The following is a 21,025-nucleotide window of genomic DNA, read 5'->3' as shown; positions in this document are numbered from 1 at the left end:
CAATCGTGCGGCTCCCTCGGCGAGGCAGGCTTAAGGTGCGGTTAAGGCTGCCATAAACCGGCCTGCAGAGAGAGCCGAATCAGACGACGCGTCAATTGCAAGAGCCACGAGAGCTCTTCCCGAGGCCGGGGAGTACTTCCCGGGCGCTCAGAGGAACTTGGCCTTCCCCGGCCCCTCCTCCACGAAGCTGCGCATCCCCCGCTCGCGGTCCTCGGTGGCGAACAGCCCCGCGAACCAGTTCCGCTCCACCGTGAGCCCGGTGTCGATGTCCGTCTCCAGACCGGCGTCGACCGCCTCCTTCGCCGCACGCAGCGCGAGCGCCGGGCCCTGGGCGAGCCGGGCGGCCCAGGCGTGTGCCTGCTCGTACACCTCGCCGGCCGGGACGACCCGGTCCACCAGACCGAGCGCGAGTGCCTCGTCGGCCTTGACCATGCGGCCGGTGAAGATGAGGTCCTTCGCCTTGGACGGGCCGATCAGCCGGGGCAGCCGCTGGGTGCCGCCCGCGCCCGGGATCAGGCCGAGCAGGATCTCGGGCTGGCCCAGCTTGGCGTTCTCCCCGGCGATCCGGTAGTCCGCGCACAGCGCCAGCTCGCAGCCACCGCCGAGCGCGTATCCGGTGACGGCGGCGACGACCGGCTTGGGGATGCGGGCGACGGCGGTGAAGGCGTCCTGGAGGGCGCGGGCGCGCAGGACCATCGCGGTGTGGTCCATCGCCTGCATCTCCTTGATGTCCGCGCCCGCCGCGAACACCTTCTCCCCGCCGTGGATGACCACGGCGCGCACGTCCTCGCGGCGCGTGGCCTCCTCGGCTAGTTCCTTCAGCCGGTCCTGCGTGGCGACGTCCAGCGCGTTCATCGGCGGCCGGTCCAGACGCAGCGTGCCGACGCCTTCGGCGACTTCGAGATTCACGGTCATGCGCAGCAGGTTAACGGGCACTAACGCCGACGGGCCCCGTGCCGTACCTCACAGCACCGGGCCCGCCGTCACACGGTCCTACTTCTTCCAGTCCGCCCAGCTCATGTTCCAGCCGTTGAGGCCGTTGTCCGGGGCGACCGTGCGGTCGTGCGAGTTCTTCACGATCACCACGTCCCCGACCATGGACTTGTTGAAGAACCAGGCCGCCGGGACCCCGCCGTCGTAGCCGCCGCGCACGTCGCGCAGGCCCACGCAGCCGTGGCTGGCGTTGTAGTTGCCGAAGGCACCGCCGCCCCAGTAGTTGCCGTGGATGAAGGTGCCGGAGTCGGTGAGGCGGATGGCGTGCGGCACGTCCTTGATGTCGTACTCGCCGCCGTAGCCGACCGTCTCGCCGTTCATCCGGGTCACGGCGAGCTTCTCGGTCATGACCATCTTGCCGTTCCAGGTCTCGTAACCGGGCTTGCCGGTGGTGACCGGGAGGGTCTTGAGGGTCTTGCCGTCCCGCACGACCTTCATCGTGTGCTTCTTGGCGTCGACGTAGGAGATCTGGCTGCGGCCGATGGTGAACTTCACCGTCTTGCGCTGCTTGCCGTACACCCCGTCGCGGCCTTCGACGCCGTCCAGGTCGAGGTCGACGGTGACCTTGGTGCCGGGCTTCCAGTAGCTCTCCGGGCGGAAGTCCAGGCGGTCGTTGCCGAACCAGTGGCCCGCGACGTCCACCGCGGGCTCGGTCTTGATGCGGATGGCCTTCTCGACGGCGGCCGGGTCGGTGATGCCGCGGGTGAAGCGCAGCGAGAACGGCATGCCGACGCCGACGGTGGAGCCGTCCTCCGGCGTGAAGGTGCCCACGAAGGTGTTCTTGGGCGTCAGCGTGGTGAAGCTGGAGTCCTCGGCGGCCTTGCGGCCCCGCGAGTCCTCGGCCACCGCGTGCACCGTGTACTTCGTGGCGGCGGCCAGGTGCCGGGCCGGCGTCCAGGCGGCGCCGCCCTTGGCGAGCGTGCCGTCGACCTCGGTTCCCTTGCTGTCCTTGACCACCACACTGGTCAGCCGGCCCCCGGCGACCTTCACGTTCAGCGCGCCGCTGGTGTCCACGGCCGTGGCACCGGACTTGGGCGCGATGGTGACGGCGGCCGCGGACTGCTTGTCCTGACCGTCCTTGCTCCTGGCCTTGTCCGACCCGCTCCCCGTGGTCTCACCGCCGCCGCAGGCGGCCAGCGACAGCACGAGCGCCCCCGCCATGATCGCCAGCCCCTTACGACCCCTGTGCCGACTTCCTGCCGAAGCCCCCGATATCGGCCGCACGTTCAAGTCGTTCTCCCCTCCCGGACCTGGTCACAGGTCCACACCCCGGCGCGTCCCGCGCTCATCCGGGCATGCTAGCCGCCGGGTTCCGGGCTCGGTGTCCGCCGAATGTCACCGTTCAGTCGCAACTTCAACCAGCCACCGAGACCCGGAACTTCGCAGCTCACCGGGTCACTGGAGCACGCTGCCCGCCTTCCACTGCTTCCATGCCATGTTCCACCCGCTGAGGCCGTTGTCCGGGGAGACCGTCTTGTCCTTGCTGTGCACGACCTCGATGACGTCCCCGACCAGGCTGCGGTCGAAGAACCAGCCCGCCGGGGTGTCCGCGCCGCCGCCCTTGACGTCCCTCAGCCCCACGCATCCATGGCTGACGTTGACCTCGCCCGGCGACTCGGGCGACCAGTAGTTGCCGTGCAGGAAGGTGCCGGAGTCGGTGAGCTTCATGGCGTGCGGCACGTCCGGGATGTCGTACTCGCCGCCGAAGCCGACCGTCTGGCTGTTCATGCGGGTCACCTCCAGCATGTCCATCACCACCATCTTGCCGTTGTACGTGGGCGTCTTGGGGGCGCCCGCGGTGATCGGCACGGTGGCCAGGAGTTCGCCGTCCCGGCGCACCTCCATGGTGTGCGCGGCCGCGTCGACCAGGGAGACCTGGCTGCGGCCGACGGTGAAGGCGATCGTCTTGCGCTGGAGCCCGTAGACGCCGGGCGCCCCCTCCACGTCGCGCAGGGCGAGGTCGACGGTCACCTCGGTGCCGGGCTTCCAGTAGCGCTCGGGGCGGAAGTCCAGCCGGTTCCTGCCGAACCAGTGGGCGCGGATGTCGACGGCCGGCTTCGCGGTGACGCGTACGGCCCTCTCCACGGCGGCCCGGTCGGTGATGTCCCGGTTGAAGGCGAGGGAGACGATCATCCCGGTGCCCACCGTGGATCGGTTCTCCGGGGTGACGTAGCCGATGAACCGCTGGTCGGGGACGTAGGTGGTGAAGGTGGTGTGCCGGGCCGAACGGCGGCCGTCGCCGTCCACGGCGACCGCGTCCACCGTGTAGCGGGCGGCGAGGGCCAGCTTGTCGTCGTCCGGTCTCCAGGTGCGGCCGTCCCTCGCGATCTGCCCGGTGACGGCGGTGTCCTGGGCGTCCTGGGAGCGGGTCACCGTGACCTTCTCCAGCCGCCCGTCGGGCACCCGCACCCGCAGCCGCTCGCCGGGACGCACCCCCTTGCCGCCGTCGTCCGGGGTCACCCGGATGACGTCCTCGACGGCCGGGGGTCTGCCCGGGGGGCCGCCGATGCCCAGGGGGCCGGAGCCGTCCGCGGTGCAGCCGGCGGCCCCGGCCAGCAGTCCCGCCCATGAAAGTGCCGTGGCCAGTGCGGCCAGCGCGCGCCGCGCGCGTCCTTGTAGGTGCCTCACGCCGACACAACGACGCGGCACGCTCCGGGGAAACGTGAGTGCGACCCCGTGGATGGGCAGAACAGAGGGAAGGACGACGCGAAGGGGAGCCGCCGCGCCCGCGCCGGAGCCGTCGGGGCGCTGCCGTACCGGCCGGCCGAGCGTGCCCGGGGCCTTGGCAGGCCCGCGGGTGCGGTCGGCCGTTCGGCGCGGGCGGCCGTGCCCCGGAAGGCCGAGCCACTGAAAGAGGGGCCGACTGGTGACGAGCGCAGCCGAGCAGCGGGCACGGGCCGGGGAACCGGCCGCCCAGAGCGGGACCGGCACTTCCCCGGTGCGCGGTGCCCGGCGCGCCGCGCCGCCCGCGTGGCCGGGGACGCCGACCCCGCTGGGGGCCCGGTTCCGTACCGGCCCGGACGGGGTGGCGGGCACCAACTTCGCGCTGTGGGCGGGCGGCGCGGAGGCGGTGCGGCTGTGCCTGTTCGACGAGCGGGGCCGGGAGACCCAGGTCCGGCTCACCGAGCTGACGCACGAGATCTGGCACGGCTTCGTGCCCGGTGTGCTGCCCGGCCGGCGCTACGGCTACCGGGTGGAGGGCCGCTGGGACCCGTGGACCGGCGCCCGCTGGAACCCGGCGAAGCTGCTGCTGGACCCGTACGCCCGCGCCGTGGACGGGGAGTTCGCGCTGCCGCCGGAGGTGTACGGGCACGTACGGGACTGGCCGGAGCAGGCCTACGCGGACACCGTGCGGGACGAGCGGGACTCGGCGCCCTTCGTGCCCAAGGGCGTGGTGGTGCACGACGACGACGACTGGTCCGACGACCGCCGGCCCAAGACGCCGTGGGCGGACTCGGTCATCTACGAACTGCACGTCAAGGGCTTCACCAAGCTCCACCCCGGCATCCCGGAGGAGCTGCGCGGCACCTACGCCGGTCTCGCGCACCCGGCGGCGATCGAGCACCTGGTGAAGCTGGGCGTGACGGCGGTGGAGCTGCTTCCCGTCCACCAGTTCGCACACGAGGACCATCTGCTGCGCCGGGGCCTGAAGAACTACTGGGGCTACAACTCCGTCGGCTACTTCGCCCCGCACGCGGCCTACGCGGCCTCCGGTACCACGGGTGAGCAGGTCGGCGAGTTCAAGCGGATGGTGCGCGCGCTGCACGCGGCCGGCATCGAGGTGATTCTCGACGTGGTCTACAACCACACCGCCGAGGCGGGCGAACTCGGGCCGACGCTCTCCCTGAAGGGCATCGACAACCGGGGCTACTACCGCCTCCAGACCGACGCCCGCCGGTACGCCGACTACACCGGGTGCGGCAACACCCTGCACGTGGTCCAGCCCCAGGTGCTCCGGCTGATCACGGACTCGCTGCGCTACTGGGTGACCGAGATGGGCGTGGACGGCTTCCGCTTCGACCTGGCGGCGGCGCTGGCCCGCTCGATGCACGACGTCGACATGCTGTCGCCCTTTCTGGCCGTCATCGCCCAGGACCCGGTGCTACGCCGGGTGAAGCTGATCGCCGAGCCGTGGGACATCGGCTCCGGCGGCTACCAGGTGGGCGCCTTCCCGCCGCTGTGGACGGAGTGGAACGACCGCTACCGCGACACGGTGCGCGACTTCTGGCGGCACGCGCTGCCCGACGTCCGCGAGATGGGCTACCGGCTGTCCGGCTCCAGCGACCTGTACGCCTGGGGCGGCCGCCGCCCGTACGCCTCGGTCAACTTCGTCACCGCGCACGACGGTTTCACCCTGCGCGACCTGGTCTCGTACCACGGCAAGCACAACGAGGCGAACGGCGAGGACAACCGGGACGGCACCGACGACAACCGCTCCTGGAACTGCGGCGCCGAGGGCGAGACGGACGACGAGGGCGTACGGGCCCTGCGCAGGCGGCAGTTGCGGAACCTGCTGACCACACTGCTGCTGTCCACCGGGGTGCCGATGCTGGTCGCCGGAGACGAGCTGGGCCGCACGCAGGGCGGCAACAACAACGCCTACTGCCAGGACGGCGAGCTGAGCTGGCTGGACTGGTCGCTGCTGGACGACCCGGACTGGCGGCCCCTGTTCGACCTGACCTGCCGGCTGATCGCGCTGCGCCACGCGCACCCGGTGCTGCGCCGCCGCGCCTTCTTCTCCGGCCGCGCGCACTCGGCGGACGGCCTTCGAGACCTGGCGTGGTTCACCGCGCGGGGCACGGAGATGACCGAGCGCGACTGGTACGCGCCCGCCGCCACACTTGGCATGTATCTGTCCGGCCGGGACATCCCGGGGCGGGACGAGCGGGGCGCGGCGGTGGTGGACGACAGCTTCCTCGCCGTGCTGCACGCCGGGCACGAGCCCACCGGCTTCACTCTTCCGGGCGCCCCCTGGGCGGCGGGGTACGAGGTGGTGGTGGACACCTCGGGCGAGGAGCAGCTCCGGGGGCCGGGCACGGTCCTCGACGCGGACACCGACATCACCGTCCCGGCGCGGACGGTGCTGCTGCTGCGGGTCGTCTGAAGACACCCCCTGAAGGGTGCCGAGCGGCCGGAAAACTCGGTGGGCGGGACGGAAGCCGGTCCGTACGCTGACCCCGGTGTCCACCAACTCTCCCCCCGCCCGGCGCCGCTCCGCCGCCCGCACCCTCATGCGGCTGTGGCCCTACGTACGCCCGGTGCGCGCACGCTGGTTCGCGGCCGCCGCCATCGCGGTCGTCGCTTCCTGTCTCGGTCTGGTGATCCCGCTCGTCCTGAAGTGGATGGTCGACGGCCCGGTGGCCGCGCGCGACCCCGCCGGCGTCTGGCTGGGCGCGCTCTACCTGCTGCTGATCGGCGTGGCCGAGGCGCTGCTGTTCGGCATGAGGCGCTGGCTGGTGGCCCGTCCGCTGGCGCGTGTGGAGGCGGGCATGCGCGCCGACCTCTACCGGCGGCTCCAGCGGCTCCCGGTGGCCTTCCACGACCGCTGGCCCTCGGGCCAGTTGCTGTCGCGGGGCACCGGGGATCTGATGCTGGTGCGGATGTTCCTCGCCTTCGCGCTGACCTTCCTGCTGGTCAACGGCGTGACGATCGTCGTGGGGGTCGGGATCATGCTGGCGCAGGACTGGGTGCTCGGCCTGGTCGTGCTCGGTCCCGCCGTGCCGCTGCTGTGGGTCTGCGTGGTCGTGGAGGAGCGGTACGCGCACGCGGCCCGGCAGGCACAGGACCAGGTCGGCGACCTGACCACGCTGGTCGAGGAGAGCGTGCTCGGCATCCGGGTCGTCAAGGGCTTCGGGCGTCACCTCAGCCAGGCGCGCGCCTTCCGCCGTACGGCGCTGATGCTGCGGGACACCGAGGTCGGCAAGGCGCGGCTGCTGGCCGTCATCTGGGCGGTCATCGTCACGCTGCCGGAGGTGGCGATCGGGGCCGCGCTCGTGCTGGGCGTGCTGCGGGTGGCGGACGGATCGCTGTCGGCCGGCACGCTGGTCGCGTTCCTCAGCACGGCGCTGGCGCTGCGCTGGCCGGTGGAGTCCATCGGCTTCCTGCTGGCGATGTGCCAGGAGGCGGCGACGGCCACGGAACGGTACTTCGAGGTGCTGGACCAGCGTCCGGAGGACCACGCGGACGTCACGGACGCCACCGCCCCCGAGCCCGGCGAACGCGGCCTCCGCTTCGAGGGCGTGGGTTTCCGCCATGCCGACGTGGCCCCCGACGCCCGCCCGGTGCTGGACGGGGTCGACCTGCACATCCGCCCCGGCGAGTCGATGGCACTCGTCGGCGCGACCGGCAGCGGCAAGACGACCCTGACCTCGCTGGTCCCCCGTCTGCACGACGCCACCTCGGGCCGCATCACCCTCAACGGCGTGGACATCACCACGCTGCCCCGCGCGGAACTGCGCGCCCGGGTCGCCGTCGCCTTCGAGGAGCCCACCCTGTTCTCCACCAGCGTGGCGGAGAACGTCCTCATGGGCGCCGGGGAGAACGCGGGCCGGGAGGAGCTGGACCGGGCGCTCGCCGTGGCGCACGCCGACTTCGCGCACGCCCTGCCCGAGGGCCCGGACACCCGGGTCGGCGAACAGGGTCTCAGCCTCTCCGGCGGCCAGCGGCAACGGCTCGCGCTGGCCCGCGCGGTGGCCGGGCGGCCGGAGTTCCTGGTGCTGGACGACCCGCTGTCCGCGCTCGACGTGCACACCGAGGCGGCCGTGGAGGCGGCGCTGCGCCGGGTGCTGGCCGACACCACCGCGCTGATCGTGGCCCACCGCCCCTCCACGGTGCTGCTGGCCGACCGCGTGGCCCTGCTCTCCGACGGCCGGATCACCGCCGTGGGCACCCATCACGAACTGCTGCGCACCAACGCCGAGTACGCCCATCTGATGTCCGGCGGCCCGCGCGAGGCGCCCGAGGAACCCGAGGACTCCCGATGACCACCACGACGTCCGCCGCCCCCACCACGGACGACGACCTGCCAGGACCGGAAGGCGGGCAGGACTCCGGCGACGACTTCGACCGGGACCTCCTGCCCACCCCGCCCGGCGCCACGGCCGCCCTGCTGCGCTCGCTGCTCGCCCCGCGCCGGGCCCGCGCCGCGCTCACCGTGCTCCTGCTGCTGCTCCAGCAGGCGGCGGCCCAGACCGGCCCGCTGCTGGTGGCGTACGCGATCGACACCGCCGTACCGGCCGTGCGCCGGCACGACCACGGGCCGCTGCTCGCGGTGGCGGCGGGGTACGCGCTGTGCGCGCTGGCCTCCGGCGGGCTGCAGTACGCGTTCATCCGGGCGTCCGCGTGGGTCAACCAGGACGTGCTGCTGGACCTGCGCGGCCGGATCTTCCGGCACGCGCAGGCGCTCAGCGTGGACTTCCACGAGCGCTACACCTCCGGCCGGCTGATCTCCCGCTCCACCACGGACGTGGAGGCGCTGCGCGAACTCCTCGACGAGGGGCTCCAGGAGCTGGTCACCGTGGTGCTGTCGTTCGTCTACATCTCCGCCCTGCTGCTCTGGCTCGACCTGGGCCTCGGCGCGGTCGCGGTCGCCTCGTTCGTGCCGCTGTACCTGCTGGTGCGGCGCTATCAGCGGCGCGCGGAGCAGGTGTTCGCCGCCCGCTCCACGGCGATCGCGGCGCTGATCGTGAAGTTCGTCGAGACGATGAACGGCATCCGCCCGGTGCGCGCCTTCCGCCGCGAGGCCGCCAACGACGCCGAGTTCGCCACGCTCAACCGCCACCACGAGCGCAGCAACGGCGACTCGCTGCTGGAGATGGCGCGGTATGTGGTCGGCTCCCGGCTGGTCGCCAACACGGCGGTCGCCGGGATCGTGCTGTGGGGCGCCTACCGGGTGGCCTCCGGCACCCTGGCCCTCGGCGTGCTGGCGGCGGCGGTGCTGTATCTGCGGCGGCTGTACGACCCGATCGACCGGCTGGGGATGTTCCTCAACTCCTACCAGTCGGCGGCCGCCTCGCTGGAGAAGATCGCCGGCCTGCTGGCCCAGGTCCCGTCCGTGCCGGAGCCTGCCGAGTCCCGCGAACTCCCCCCGCTGAAGAGCGACTTCCCCGGCCGTGAGGTCGTCTTCGACGGGGTGCGGTTCGCCTATCGCACCGGCGGCGAGGTGCTGCCCCGCTTCGACCTGACGCTGCCCGCCGGACAGACCGTCGCCGTGGTCGGCTCCACGGGCGCGGGCAAGTCGACGCTGGCCAAGCTGCTGGCCCGGTTCTACGACCCGACCGAGGGCGCCGTCCTGCTCGACGGGGTGGACCTGCGCGAGCTGGCGCTGCCCGAACTGCGGCGCGGGGTGGTGATGGTGACCCAGGAGGCGTTCCTGTTCTCCGGCACGGTCGCGGACAACATCGCCATCGGCCGCCCCGAGGCCACGCGGGAGGAGGTCGAGCGCGCGGCGAAGGCCATCGGCGCCCACGAGTTCATCAGCGCGCTGCCCGACGGCTACGACACCGACGTACGCAAGCGCGGTGGCCGGATCTCCGCAGGCCAGCGCCAACTGGTCGCCTTCGCGCGGGCGTTGCTCGCCGACCCGGCGGTGCTGATCCTGGACGAGGCCACCAGCTCGCTGGACGTGCCGGGTGAGCGGGCGGTGCAGCGGGCGATGGCGACCGTGCTGCGCGGCCGTACGGCGGTGGTGATCGCGCACCGGCTGTCCACCGTGGAGATCGCCGACCGGGTGCTGGTGATGGAGCACGGCCGGATCGTCGAGGACGGCCGCCCCGACCGGCTGATCGCCGGTTCCGGTAGGTTCTCCGAGCTGCACAAGGCGTGGCGGGACAGTCTGGCTCAGTGACGGCCGGTGGAACGGGGGCAGGATGATCGACGCGTACGGAGATCCCGGCATACCTGATACGCGCGGCGGCTGGCGCTATCTGTGGTGGCTGGCGCTGCGCCAGCCGGGGCGCTCGCTGGCCGGCGCGGTGTTCGGCTCGGCGTGGCTGGTGCTGATGGCGGCCCAGCCGTACCTCCTCTCGCGGGCGGTGGACGACGGGCTGGTGCCGGGAAGGCTCGGGGTGCTGGCCGCCTGGACCGGCGCGATGTTCGCCGCCGGGGTGGGGTGCGCGTGGCTGAGCATCATGCGGCACCGCACCATGACGCGGGTGCGGATGGACGCCAACTTCCGCACCGTGAAGCTGGTGGTGGAGCACGCGGCACGGCTGGGCGCCGCGCTGCCGCGCCGGGTGGGGGCCGGTGAGGTCGTCACCGTCGGGGTGGGCGACGTACAGACCCTCGCGCAGGCGCTGACCGTGATGGGGCCGGGTGTCGGGTCGGTCGTCGTCTACTCGGCGGTGGCCGCCCAACTGCTCACCATCTCCGGTTCGGTGGCCGCCGTGGTGCTGCTGGGCGTGCCGGTCATCGCGCTGCTCACCGGCCCGCTGACCCGCCGCCTCCAGGGCACCGAGACCGAGTACCGGGAGCGCCAGGGCATCCTGACGGCACGCATCGGCGACCTGGCGGGGGGCCTGCGGGTGCTGGGCGGGCTCGGGGGCAAGTCGCTGTTCGCGGACGCCTTCGCGCGGGACTCCGGGCGGCTGCGGGAGCAGGGCTACCGGGTGGGCGCGGTGACGAGCTGGGTGCAGGCGCTCGGTCTCGGCCTGCCGACGCTGTTCCTGGCCGCGGTGACCTGGCTGGCGGCCCGGCTGGCAGCCCAGGGCGCGATCACGGTGGGCGAGCTGGTGTCGGTGTACGGGTACGCGGCGGTCCTGATCGGCCCGGTCGCGTTCTTCGTGGAGATGAACCACGACCTGAACCGCGCGGTGGTGGCCGCCCGCCGGGTGGTGGCCCTGCTCCGGCTGGAGCCCGAACCGGACGACGGCACGCTGACCGCCCCCGAGCACCCGGCCGAGCTGCACGACCCCGCCTCGGGCGTACGGGTGGCGCCGGGCCGGCTGACCGCGCTGGTCGCGGCCCGCTCCGCCGACACCGCCGCCGTGGTGGACCGCCTGGGCCGGTACGGGCCGACCGACGCGCTGTGGGGCGGTGTACGCCTGGACGCGGTCCCGCTGGCCGAGGTGCGCGCGCGGGTGCTGGTCGCGGACAACGAGGCCGACCTGTTCGCCGGCCCGCTGCTGGAGACGGTGTCCGCCGGGCGCCCCGCGGACGAGGCGGCGGTGCGCCGGGCGGTGCGGGCGGCGGCGGCCGAAGACGTCGTACGGGGGCTGCCCGACGGGCTGGACACGGTGGTGTCCGGGCAGGGCCGCAGCCTCTCCGGGGGCCAGCGGCAGCGGGTCCGGCTGGCGCGGGCGCTGCTGACCGACCCCGAGGTGCTGCTCGCCGTGGAGCCGACCTCGGCGCTGGACGCGCACACCGAGTCGGCGGTGGCGCACCGGCTGCGCGAGGCGCGGGAGGGCCGCACGACGGTGGTGACGTCGACCTCGCCGCTGCTGCTGGACGTGGCGGACACGGTGCTGTTCCTGGTCGACGGCAAGGTGGCCGCGAGCGGTCCGCACCGGCTGCTGCTGGACCGCGAGAAGGGGTACCGGGCGCTGGTGGCACGGGATGTGGGCGATGGGGAGGACTCGCGGTGACGACGGACACGGGAGCGCTGCCGGTCGCTGACCGGCGCACGGTACGGCGGGCCGCCGCCCGGCTGGTCCGCGCCGACGGGCGGGCCTTCGCGGCCGCGCTGGCCCTGAACGCGCTGGCGGCCGGTGCGGGCATCGTGGGCCCCTGGCTGGTCGGCCGGATCGTGGACGGGGTCCGGGCCGGGCGCGGGGTCGGCGTGGTGGACCGCCTCGCGCTGTGGATCCTGCTGTGCGCGCTGGCCCAGCTGGTGCTGGCCCGCTGGGCGCGCTACGTGGCGCACCGGTTCGGGGAGCGGACGCTGGCGCGGGTGCGCGAGACGTTCGTCGAACGGCTGCTGGGGCTGCCCGCGTCGGTGGTCGAGCGGGCCGGCACCGGCGACCTGACGGCGCGCGGCACGGCGGACGTGGCGACGGTCGGCACCACGCTGCGGGACATCGGCCCGGAGCTGCTGGTGTACGCGGTGCAGGCGCTGTTCGTGCTCGGCGCGGTGTTCGCGCTGAGCCCCTGGCTGGGCCTGTTCGGGCTGCTCGGGCTGACCCCGGTGTGGCTGGCGGTGCGCTGGTACCTGCGGCGGGCGCGGGACGCCTATCTGGCCGAGGGCGCGGCGACCTCGGCGGTCGCGGAGGTCGTGGCGGCCACGGCGGCGGGCGCCCGCACGGTGGAGGCCTTCCGGCTGCAGAAGGCGCGTACGGCGGCGGGCCGGGAGGCGCTGGAGACCTCCCGTCGCAGCCGCTACCGCACGCTGGGCCTGCGGACGGTGTTCTTCCCGTCCGTCGAGATCTCGTACACGATCCCGGTGGCCGGGGTGCTGCTGGTCGGGGGCTGGCTGCACGGGCGCGGGCTGATCGGGCTGGGCGAGGTGGTGGCCGGGGCGCTGTACATGCGGCAGTTCACCGACCCGCTGGACATGGTGCTTATGCGGCTGGACCAACTCCAGTCCAGCGGGGCCTCGTTCGCCCGCGTGGAGGGCGTCGCCGAGGCACCGCGCGCCGCGGTGGGCACGGCGCGGACTCCGGCCGGCGACCGGATCGAGGTGCGCGGGGTCCGGTACGCGTACGAGCGGGGCGGGGAGGTGCTGCGCGGGGTGGACCTGACGGTCCGGCCCGGTGAGCGGCTGGCGGTGGTGGGCGCGTCCGGCGCGGGCAAGACCACGCTGAGCCGGCTGCTGGCGGGTATCGACGCCCCCGCCTCCGGCTCGGTCACGGTCGGCGGGGTCCCGGTCGCGGAGCTGGAGCCCGCCCGGCTGCGCCGCCAGGTGGTGCTGGTGACCCAGGAGCACCATGTGTTCCTCGGCTCGGTCCGGGACAACCTGCTGATCGCCGAACCCGGCGCCTCGGACGAGGAGTTGTGGGCCGCGCTGGTCGCCGTGGGCGCCGACGGCTGGGTGCGGGAGCTGCCCCGGGGGCTGGACACCGGGCTCGGCCAGGGCGGCCGGGCGACCGACGGTTCCCAGGCGCAGCAGCTCGCGCTGGCCCGTGTGGTGCTGGCCGACCCGCACACGCTGATCCTGGACGAGGCGACCGCCCTGCTCGACCCGGCCACCGCCCGGCACACCGAGCGGGGTCTGGCGGCGGTGCTCGCGGGCCGCACGGTGATCGCCATCGCGCACCGGCTGCACACCGCGCACGACGCGGACCGGGTCGCGGTGATGGAGGACGGCCTCGTCACCGAGCTGGGCACGCACGACGAACTGGTGGCGGCCGGCGGCGCGTACGCGGCGCTGTGGCGCACCTGGCACGGGGACGGCGGCACGGCCTGAGGGCGCGTCGACCGGACCGCCGAGGGTGGTCGACACACCAGCTCAACACGGCTCAACACTGTGGCAACAAAAGGGAGTTGGCACGGCAGGCGTGCCTTCCGGCCAACTTCCCGACGCGCTCCTGACAGGCCCCCCGCTCCCCTGTCACTCTTCCCACGACCGACTCACAGCGACCGCACAGCGCTCACGCGTCCCGCGCCACCCCGCGCCCGCACGCGCACCACGCACCGCCCTGTTCTGCCCCGGACGCCCCATCCCACCGTCCGGTCTCCCTCGGCCGCGCGACCGGCGGCCACGCAGAAGGAGTCAGTGTTGAGCAGCAGCCCCCGCAGCAACCTCTCCCGCAGACGCGTCTCCCCGCGCCGCCGCACCGCCACCGTGGCCCTGGCCGGTGTCGCCGCGCTCATCGCGACCGCCGTCCAGTCCGGCGCGGCGACCGCGGCTCCGGCCGAGCCCCGGCCGGGCAAGGCGAACCCCGCCCACAGTTCCGTACGCCTCACCGCCGCACAGCGCGCCGGGCTGATCCGGGACGCCGACGCCGGCCGGGCGGACACCGCCCGCTCGATCGGGCTCGGCGCGCAGGAGAAGCTCGTCGCCCGCGATGTCGTCAAGGACGGCGACGGCACCCTGCACACCCGCTACGAGCGCACCTACGCGGGCCTGCCCGTGCTCGGCGGCGACCTCATCGTGGACACCGCGCCCTCGGGCGCGACCAAGCGCGTGGTGAAGGCGTCCGGCGCCACGCTGAAGGTCGCCGGCCTCACCCCGGCGGTGCCGAAGGCCACGGCGGAGCGGCAGGCGGTGGCACGGGCGAAGCAGCTCGGCGGCACCGAGTCCGCCGCGGGCACCGTGCGCACGGTGATCTGGGCCGCCACCGGCAAGCCGGTCCTCGCCCACGAGACGGTGGTCGGCGGCCTCCAGGACGACGGCACCCCGAGCGAGCTGCACGTCGTCACCGACGCCACCACCGGCAAGAAGCTCTACGAGTACCAGGGCATCCGCACCGGCGTCGGCAACACCCAGTACAGCGGCCAGGTCCCGCTCACCACGACCCAGTCCGGCTCCACGTACACCCTGACCGACGGGGACCGGGGCGGCCACAAGACGTACAACCTGAACCGGGGCACCTCCGGCACCGGCACCCTCTTCTCGCAAGGCGCCGACACCTGGGGCAACGGCACCGTGTCGGACCCGGCGACGGCGGGCGCGGACGCGCACTACGGGGCGGCGGTCACCTGGGACTTCTACAAGAACACGTTCGGCCGCAGCGGCATCAAGAACAACGGCGTCGGCGCCTACTCGCGTGTGCACTACGGCAATTCGTATGTGAACGCCTTCTGGAGCGACTCCTGCTTCTGCATGACCTACGGTGACGGCTCGGGCAACGCGGACCCGCTGACGGCTCTGGACGTCGCCGGGCACGAGATGAGCCACGGCGTCACCTCCAACACGGCCGGGCTCAACTACTCCGGTGAGTCGGGCGGGCTGAACGAGGCCACCTCCGACATCTTCGGCACGGGCGTGGAGTTCTACGCGGACAACGCCTCGGACCCCGGTGACTACCTCATCGGCGAGAAGATCGACATCAACGGCGACGGCACCCCGCTGCGCTACCTGGACAAGCCGAGCAAGGACGGCGCCTCCAAGGACAGCTGGTACTCCGGTATCGGCGGGGTCGACGTGCACTACTCCTCCGGCCCGGCGAACCACTTCTTCTACCTGCTGAGCGAGGGCAGCGGCGCCAAGGTGATCGACGGGGTCTCCTACGACTCCCCCACCGCCGACGGTCTCCCGGTCACCGGCATCGGCCGGGCCAAGGCCCTCCAGATCTGGTACCGGGCGCTCACCACCAAGTGGACCTCGACCACCAACTACTCGGGCGCCCGCACCGGCACCCTGGCCGCCGCCGGTGAGCTGTACGGCACCACCAGCGCCGAGTACGCGGCCGTGCAGGACGCCTGGGCGGGCGTCGGGGTCGGCACCCGGCCCGGCGGCGACACGGGCACCTCGTACGAATCCACCACACCGGTCGCGATCCCGGACAACGGTCCCGCGGTCACCTCGGACATCACGGTCTCCGGCAGGAGCGGAAACGCGCCAAGCAACTTGCGCGTCGCCGTCAACATCACCCACACCTGGCGCGGTGATCTGGTGATCGATCTGGTCGGCCCGTCGGGCACCTCGTACCGGCTGAAGAACTTCAGCTCCTCGGACTCCGGGGACGACGTGGACGAGACCTACACCGTCAACGCGTCGGCCGAACCCGCCAACGGCACTTGGAAGTTGAAGGTTCAGGACCAGGCGGCGCAGGACAAGGGCACGCTCAACTCCTGGAAGGTCACCTTCCCGTAGACCACCCTTCCGCCGCCCCTCGCGGCCGGTGAACGGGGGTGGTCCGGAGGGTGAACAGCCCTCCGCGCGGCCCCCGTTCACACGCCTGCAACAACATCAAGACGAAGAGTTTCGGCCAACATCACCACAGGGTCATGACATGTACGCGTCCCTGGTGCCACGCTCTCACCACCCGCCGCAGCACAGCGACTTCAGTACGCACCACCCGGCCAGTGACCCCACGCTGGCCGACGCCCCCACGTCAAGGAGCTACTGTGAGCCCCCTCTACGCGCGTCACAAGCGCACCTCGCTCGTCATCGCCACCGCCGTCGCCGCCGGTGCCCTCCTCTCCACGGGCCTGGCCTCCAGCGCGAGCGCCGAGAACAAGACCCTGGCCGCCGCTCCGACGCTGCTGTCGGCCTCGGCCCGTACCACGCTGATCCAGCAGGCCCAGTCCGCCGCCCCCGAGACCGCCCAGCGCATAGGTCTCGGTGCCAAGGAGAAGCTGGTGGTCAGAGACGTCGTCAAGGACGTCGACGGCACCGTCCACACCCGCTACGAGCGCACCTACGCGGGCCTGCCGGTCCTCGGCGGCGACCTCGTGGTGCACACCGCCAAGTCCGGCAAGGCCGAGGGCGTCACCAAGGCCACCAAGTCGGCCATCAAGGTGGCCTCGCTGAAGCCGCAGATCACCCCGGCCAAGGCGGAGAAGCAGGCCGTCGGCGCCGCGAAGACGCTCGGCTCCGCCAAGACCGCGTCGGACGGCGCCCGCAAGGTCATCTGGGCCGGCTCCGGCAAGCCCGTCCTCGCCTACGAGACGGTCGTGGGCGGCCTCCAGGACGACGGCACCCCCAACCAGCTCCACGTGATCACCGACGCCGCCACCGGCAAGAAGCTCTTCGAGTACCAGGGCGTCGAGAACGCGACCGGCAAGACGCTGTACTCCGGCACGGTCACCCTCAACTCCGTGCAGTCGGGCTCGACGTACCAGCTCACCGACAGCGCCCGGGGCAACCACAAGACCTACAACCTGGCCCGCAAGACGTCCGGCACGGGCACTCTGGTGGCCAGCACCACCAACGTCTTCGGCACCGGCACCGCCTCCAGCTCCTCCTCCGACCAGACCGCGGCCGCCGACGCCGCCTACGGCGCGGCGGAGACCTGGGACTTCTACAAGAACACCTTCGGCCGCAACGGCATCAAGAACAACGGCGTCGGCGCCTACTCCCGCGTCCACTACGGCAACGCCTACGTGAACGCGTTCTGGGACGACTCCTGCTTCTGCATGACGTACGGCGACGGCTCCGGCAACGTCGACCCGCTGACCTCGCTGGACGTCGCGGGCCACGAGATGAGCCACGGTGTCACCTCCAACACCGCCGGCCTGAACTACTCGGGCGAGTCCGGCGGCCTGAACGAGGCCACGTCCGACATCTTCGGCACCGGTGTGGAGTTCTACGCGAACAACGCCTCGGACCCCGGTGACTACCTCATCGGCGAGAAGATCAACATCAACGGCGACGGCACCCCGCTGCGCTACATGGACAAGCCCAGCAAGGACGGCGGCTCGGCGGACTACTGGTCCTCCTCGGTCGGCAGCAAGGACGTGCACTACTCGTCCGGCGTCGCCAACCACTTCTTCTACCTGCTGTCCGAGGGCAGCGGCGCGAAGACCGTCAACGGGGTCTCGTACAACTCCCCGACCTACAACGGCTCCACGGTCACCGGCATCGGGCGCGCCAAGGCGCTCCAGATCTGGTACAAGGCGCTGACCACGTACATGACCTCCACCACCAACTACAAGGCGGCCCGCACGGCGACGCTGAACGCGGCCTCCGCGCTCTACGGCTCCGGCAGCGCCGAGTACAACGCGGTGGCGTCGGCCTGGTCGGCGGTCAACGTCAGCTAGTGGTCCAGTAGTTGAGATGGGGCGCCCCCTGGGAAGGTGATCTTCCGGGGGGCGCCCTAGTCTGGTGCCATGTCCTCGGCGCCCTTCACCTACGAGCCGGTCGGCGCTACCCGCGACGATCTCGCCGTCTGCCCGCCCGGCTTCCACCACCTCTTCTCCCGCACCCGGATCGGCGAGGGTCCGGGCGTTTTCCGCCGGGCCACGGAGGCGGTCCTCACCTGGGAGATGCACCGCGCGATGGGCGTCGGCATGGAGACCACCGCCGAGCGCGCGACCCCCGGCACCGAGGTCACGGTCAACCTCGCGGGCGTGATCAAGGCCCCCTGCCGGGTCGTCTGGACCGCCGACGAGCCCCGCCGCGCGGGCTGGGCCTACGGCACGCTGCCCGGCCACCCCGAGGACGGCGAGGAAGCCTTCGTCGTCGAGCGCACCGGTGACGGCACGGTCTGGCTCACGGTCGCCGCCTACAGCCGCCCCGCCAAGTGGTACACCCGCACCGCCGGCCCCGTCACCCGCGCCCTCCAGCACGCCTACGCCCGCAGATGCGGCGCGACCCTGAAGCGCCTGTGCGCGGACGAGGACGAGAGCTAGACCGCCGGGCGGTACCGGCACACCCACTCCCCCGGCACCCGCGCGGATGCCCGTCGTCGGAGGGTGAACGACACGGCCCACCCTCCGGCGGCTCAGGCTCAGCGCAGCAGCACCCCCGCCGATTCCACCGCTTCCTCCGGCGGGGACGTCACCAGGCCCGTCTCCGCCGTGGAGGCGAGGAGGCGGTGGGCGGGGAGGATGCGGACGGTGTAGCCGAAGGGGCCGGTGCGGTCGAGGAAGAGGGGGCCCTCGTAGAGCCAGCGGCCCTCCAGGTCGGGGTTGCCGACCGGTTTCAGCGGGACCGTGCTCGCGTCGGTGATGCGGTCGCCGGAGTCGACCCGGCCGGAGACCACCTGCACCTCCACGTCGTCCGGGGTCAGCTCACCGAGCCCCACCCGCACCCGCAGCCCGACGCTGGAGCCCAGCTCCGCCGTGGCGGTGGGCGCCGTGGTCTCGACGTGGTCCACGCTCACACCGGGCCACGCGGCGCGCACCCTCGCCTTCCAGCCGGCCAGTTCGCGCGCGGCGTCCGGGGCGAGTGCGCGGTGGGCCTGGGCGGCCGGGGCGTAGAGCCGCTCGACGTACTCGCGGACCATGCGGCCGGCCAGCACCTTCGGGCCCAGCAGGGTGAGGGTCTGGCGGACCATCTCGATCCACCGGTCGGGCAGCGAGGCCCGGCCGCGCTCGTAGAACCGGGCGGTGACCCGGCCCTCCAGGAGTTCGTACAGCGCGGCGGCCTCGATGTCGTCCCGGCGCTCGTGGTCGGTGGCCGCGCCGTCCGCCGTGGGGATGGCCCAGCCGAAGTCGGGCTGGAACCATTCGTCCCACCAGCCGTCGAGCACCGACAGGTTGAGGCAGCCGTTCAGCGCGGCCTTCATCCCGGAGGTGCCGCACGCCTCCAGCGGGCGCAGCGGGTTGTTCAGCCAGATGTCGCAGCCGGGGTAGAGCTTCTGCGCCATCCCCATGCCGTAGTCGGGCAGGAACACGATCCGGTGCCGTACCCGCGGGTCGTCCGCGAACCGCACCAGCTCCTGGACGAGCTTCTTGCCGCCGTCGTCCGCCGGGTGCGCCTTGCCCGCCACCACGATCTGCACCGGCCGCTGCGGATGCAGCAGCAGCTCGGTCAGCCGCTCCTTGTCCCGCAGCATCAGCGTGAGCCGCTTGTACGAGGGCACGCGCCGGGCGAAGCCGATGGTGAGCACGTCGGGGTCGAGCACCCCGTCGATCCAGCCCAGCTCGGCGTCGGCCGCCCCGCGCTGCCGCCAGGAGGCGCGCAGCCGGGACCGCACCTCCAGCACGAGCTGTTCGCGCAGGGTGCGGCGCAGCTCCCAGATCTCCTGGTCCGGGATCTCCGCGACCGCGTCCCAGCGCTCGGAGCCGCCGACGGTGAGCGCGTCCTCGGCCCGCTGCACGCCGAGCTGCCGGGAACCGAGCCGCAGCACCTCGGGGGCGACCCAGGTCGGGGCGTGCACCCCGTTGGTGACCGAGGTGATCGGCACCTCCTCGGCGTCGAAGCCCGGCCAGAGCCCGGCGAACATCTCCCGGCTGACCCGCCCGTGCAGCAGCGACACGCCATTGGCCCGCTGGGCGAGGCGCAGGCCCATCACGGCCATGTTGAACAGGCCGGGCTCGCCGCCCGGATAGGTCTCGGTGCCCAGCGCCAGCACGCGGCGCGGGTCGAGCCCGGACAGCTCGGCGTCGGGCCCGAAGTGCCGGGCGACCAGGTCCCGGTCGAAGCGGTCGATCCCGGCGGGCACGGGGGTGTGCGTGGTGAACACGGTCCCGGCCCGCACCGTCTCCAGTGCCGCGTCGAAGTCCAGCCCCAGCTCGCCCAGTTCGGCGATGCGCTCCAGGCCGAGGAACCCGGCGTGCCCCTCGTTGGTGTGGAACACCTCCGGCTCGGCGTGCCCGGTGAGCCGGCAGTAGGTGCGCACCGCGCGGACACCTCCTATGCCGAGCAGCATCTCCTGGAGCAGCCGGTGCTCGCTGCCGCCGCCGTAGAGCCGGTCGGTGACGCCGCGTTCGGCCGGGTCGTTCTCCTCCACGTCGGAGTCGAGCAGCAGCAGCGGCACCCTGCCGACCTGTGCGACCCAGATCCGGGCGTGCAGGGCGCGGCCGCCGGGCAGCGCGAGGGAGACGCCGGCGGGGGTGCCGTCGCCCTCCTTGAGCTGGACGAGGGGCAGCTCGTTGGGGTCGAGGACGGGGTAGTGCTCCTGCTGCCAGCCGTCGCGGGAGAGGGTCTGGCGGAAGTAGCCGTGCCGGTAGAGCAGCCCGACGCCGATCAGCGGGGCGCCCAGGTCGCTGGCGGCCTTGAGGTGGTCGCCGGCCAGGATGCCGAGGCCGCCGGAGTACTGGGGCAGGGCCGCGGTGATGCCGAACTCGGGCGAGAAGTACGCGACCGCGGCGGGCAGCCCGTCACCCTGCTGCTGGTACCAGCGGTCGCCGGTCACGTAGTCGTCCAGGTCGTCGGCGACCGCGGTCAGCCGGCGCAGGAAGCGCCGGTCCTCCGCCAGCTCGGCGAGCCGCGCTGGGCTCACCCGGCCCAGCAGCCGCACCGGGTCGCCCTCGGCGGCGGCCCAGTGCCCGGGGTCGACGGACTGGAACAGGTCGCGCGTCTCCGCATGCCAGGACCAGCGCAGATTGCGCGCCAGGTCGCTGAGCGGCCGGAGGGGTTCGGGGAGAACTGGACGGACGGTGAACCGACGGATCGCCTTCACATTCCACCTCGGACGCGTCGCATGGTGAGACGCACGGCGCTGTACGTCTCGTCGTCATTGTCGACGGTAGTGGTTACCGGGGCGTCACCGAGGACGCATCCGGGTGAAGCGGCCGGATACGGCACATCCGGTGCGCGGGGGAACGG

Annotated in this window: 12 protein-coding genes; 8 read left to right on the top strand and 4 right to left on the bottom strand. The window is 72.8% G+C overall.

Going from position 1 to position 21,025, the window contains the following annotated elements; translation table 11 throughout:
- Positions 1-147: 147 nt before the first annotated feature.
- From EV284_RS10285 to EV284_RS10275, 3 genes are all read right to left on the bottom strand, one after another.
- The gene (locus EV284_RS10285; RefSeq protein WP_130332491.1) at positions 148-915 is read right to left on the bottom strand and encodes an enoyl-CoA hydratase-related protein; all 768 of its coding nucleotides are present in this window, start codon (positions 913-915) and stop codon (positions 148-150) included.
- 78 nt (positions 916-993) lie between these two features.
- A complete protein-coding gene (locus EV284_RS10280) occupies positions 994-2,154 on the bottom strand; it encodes an Ig-like domain-containing protein (RefSeq protein WP_130332489.1) in 1,161 nt (386 codons plus the stop codon).
- Between the two features lie 234 nt (positions 2,155-2,388).
- Complete coding sequence (locus EV284_RS10275) at positions 2,389-3,621, bottom strand: Ig-like domain-containing protein (protein ID WP_130332487.1); 1,233 nt, start codon at positions 3,619-3,621, stop codon at positions 2,389-2,391.
- A 238-nt stretch (positions 3,622-3,859) separates the two neighbouring features.
- Here EV284_RS10275 and glgX point away from each other — a divergent pair, with 238 nt between their 5' ends.
- From glgX to EV284_RS10235, 8 genes are all read left to right on the top strand, one after another.
- Positions 3,860-6,097: a glycogen debranching protein GlgX gene (gene glgX / locus EV284_RS10270; protein WP_207228989.1), complete on the top strand. Its 2,238-nt coding sequence runs from the start codon at positions 3,860-3,862 to the stop codon at positions 6,095-6,097.
- A gap of 127 nt (positions 6,098-6,224) precedes the next feature.
- On the top strand, positions 6,225-7,976 hold the full coding sequence (locus EV284_RS10265) for an ABC transporter ATP-binding protein (protein WP_130333015.1): 1,752 nt from the start codon (positions 6,225-6,227) through the stop codon (positions 7,974-7,976).
- Entirely contained in the window at positions 7,973-9,838 is a 1,866-nt protein-coding gene (locus EV284_RS10260; protein WP_130332485.1) for an ABC transporter ATP-binding protein, read from the top strand. Before EV284_RS10265 ends, EV284_RS10260 begins: the two co-directional genes overlap by 4 nt.
- Positions 9,839-9,860: 22 nt before the next feature.
- Entirely contained in the window at positions 9,861-11,573 is a 1,713-nt protein-coding gene (locus EV284_RS10255) for an ABC transporter ATP-binding protein (protein ID WP_130332483.1), read from the top strand.
- Positions 11,570-13,330 (top strand): ABC transporter ATP-binding protein, encoded by a 1,761-nt coding sequence (locus EV284_RS10250; RefSeq protein ID WP_130332481.1) that lies wholly within the window; start codon positions 11,570-11,572, stop codon positions 13,328-13,330. The genes EV284_RS10255 and EV284_RS10250 overlap by 4 nt, the downstream gene beginning before the upstream one ends.
- 312 nt (positions 13,331-13,642) lie before the next feature.
- Positions 13,643-15,682, top strand: coding sequence for a M4 family metallopeptidase (locus EV284_RS10245; protein WP_130332479.1), 2,040 nt, complete (start codon positions 13,643-13,645; stop codon positions 15,680-15,682).
- Positions 15,683-15,936: 254 nt separating this feature from the next.
- Positions 15,937-17,571, top strand: coding sequence for a M4 family metallopeptidase (locus EV284_RS10240; protein ID WP_130332477.1), 1,635 nt, complete (start codon positions 15,937-15,939; stop codon positions 17,569-17,571).
- A 69-nt stretch (positions 17,572-17,640) separates the two neighbouring features.
- Positions 17,641-18,162: a DUF1990 domain-containing protein gene (locus tag EV284_RS10235; RefSeq protein WP_130332475.1), complete on the top strand. Its 522-nt coding sequence runs from the start codon at positions 17,641-17,643 to the stop codon at positions 18,160-18,162.
- 98 nt (positions 18,163-18,260) lie between these two features.
- On the opposite strand, the gene EV284_RS10230 is transcribed toward EV284_RS10235, so the two are convergent.
- A complete protein-coding gene (locus EV284_RS10230; protein ID WP_130332474.1) occupies positions 18,261-20,879 on the bottom strand; it encodes a glycosyltransferase family 1 protein in 2,619 nt (872 codons plus the stop codon).
- Positions 20,880-21,025: the final 146 nt, after the last annotated feature.

Source organism: Streptomyces sp. BK022 (assembly GCF_004217355.1).
Taxonomy (GTDB): Bacteria; Actinomycetota; Actinomycetes; order Streptomycetales; family Streptomycetaceae; genus Streptomyces; species Streptomyces griseoluteus.
Note: the sequence above shows the minus strand (reverse complement) of the source record. Positions and strands in the feature narration are given on the sequence as shown.

Bases quoted from the DNA above. Each gene is read 5' to 3' on its own strand.
- EV284_RS10285 (WP_130332491.1), bottom strand. From the start codon at position 915: ATGACCGTGAATCTCGAAGTCGCCGAAGGCGTCGGCACGCTGCGTCTG.
- EV284_RS10280 (WP_130332489.1), bottom strand. From the start codon at position 2,154: ATGGCGGGGGCGCTCGTGCTGTCGCTGGCCGCCTGCGGCGGCGGTGAG.
- EV284_RS10265 (WP_130333015.1), top strand. From the start codon at position 6,225: ATGCGGCTGTGGCCCTACGTACGCCCGGTGCGCGCACGCTGGTTCGCG.
- EV284_RS10260 (WP_130332485.1), top strand. From the start codon at position 7,973: ATGACCACCACGACGTCCGCCGCCCCCACCACGGACGACGACCTGCCA.
- EV284_RS10255 (WP_130332483.1), top strand. From the start codon at position 9,861: ATGATCGACGCGTACGGAGATCCCGGCATACCTGATACGCGCGGCGGC.
- EV284_RS10235 (WP_130332475.1), top strand. From the start codon at position 17,641: ATGTCCTCGGCGCCCTTCACCTACGAGCCGGTCGGCGCTACCCGCGAC.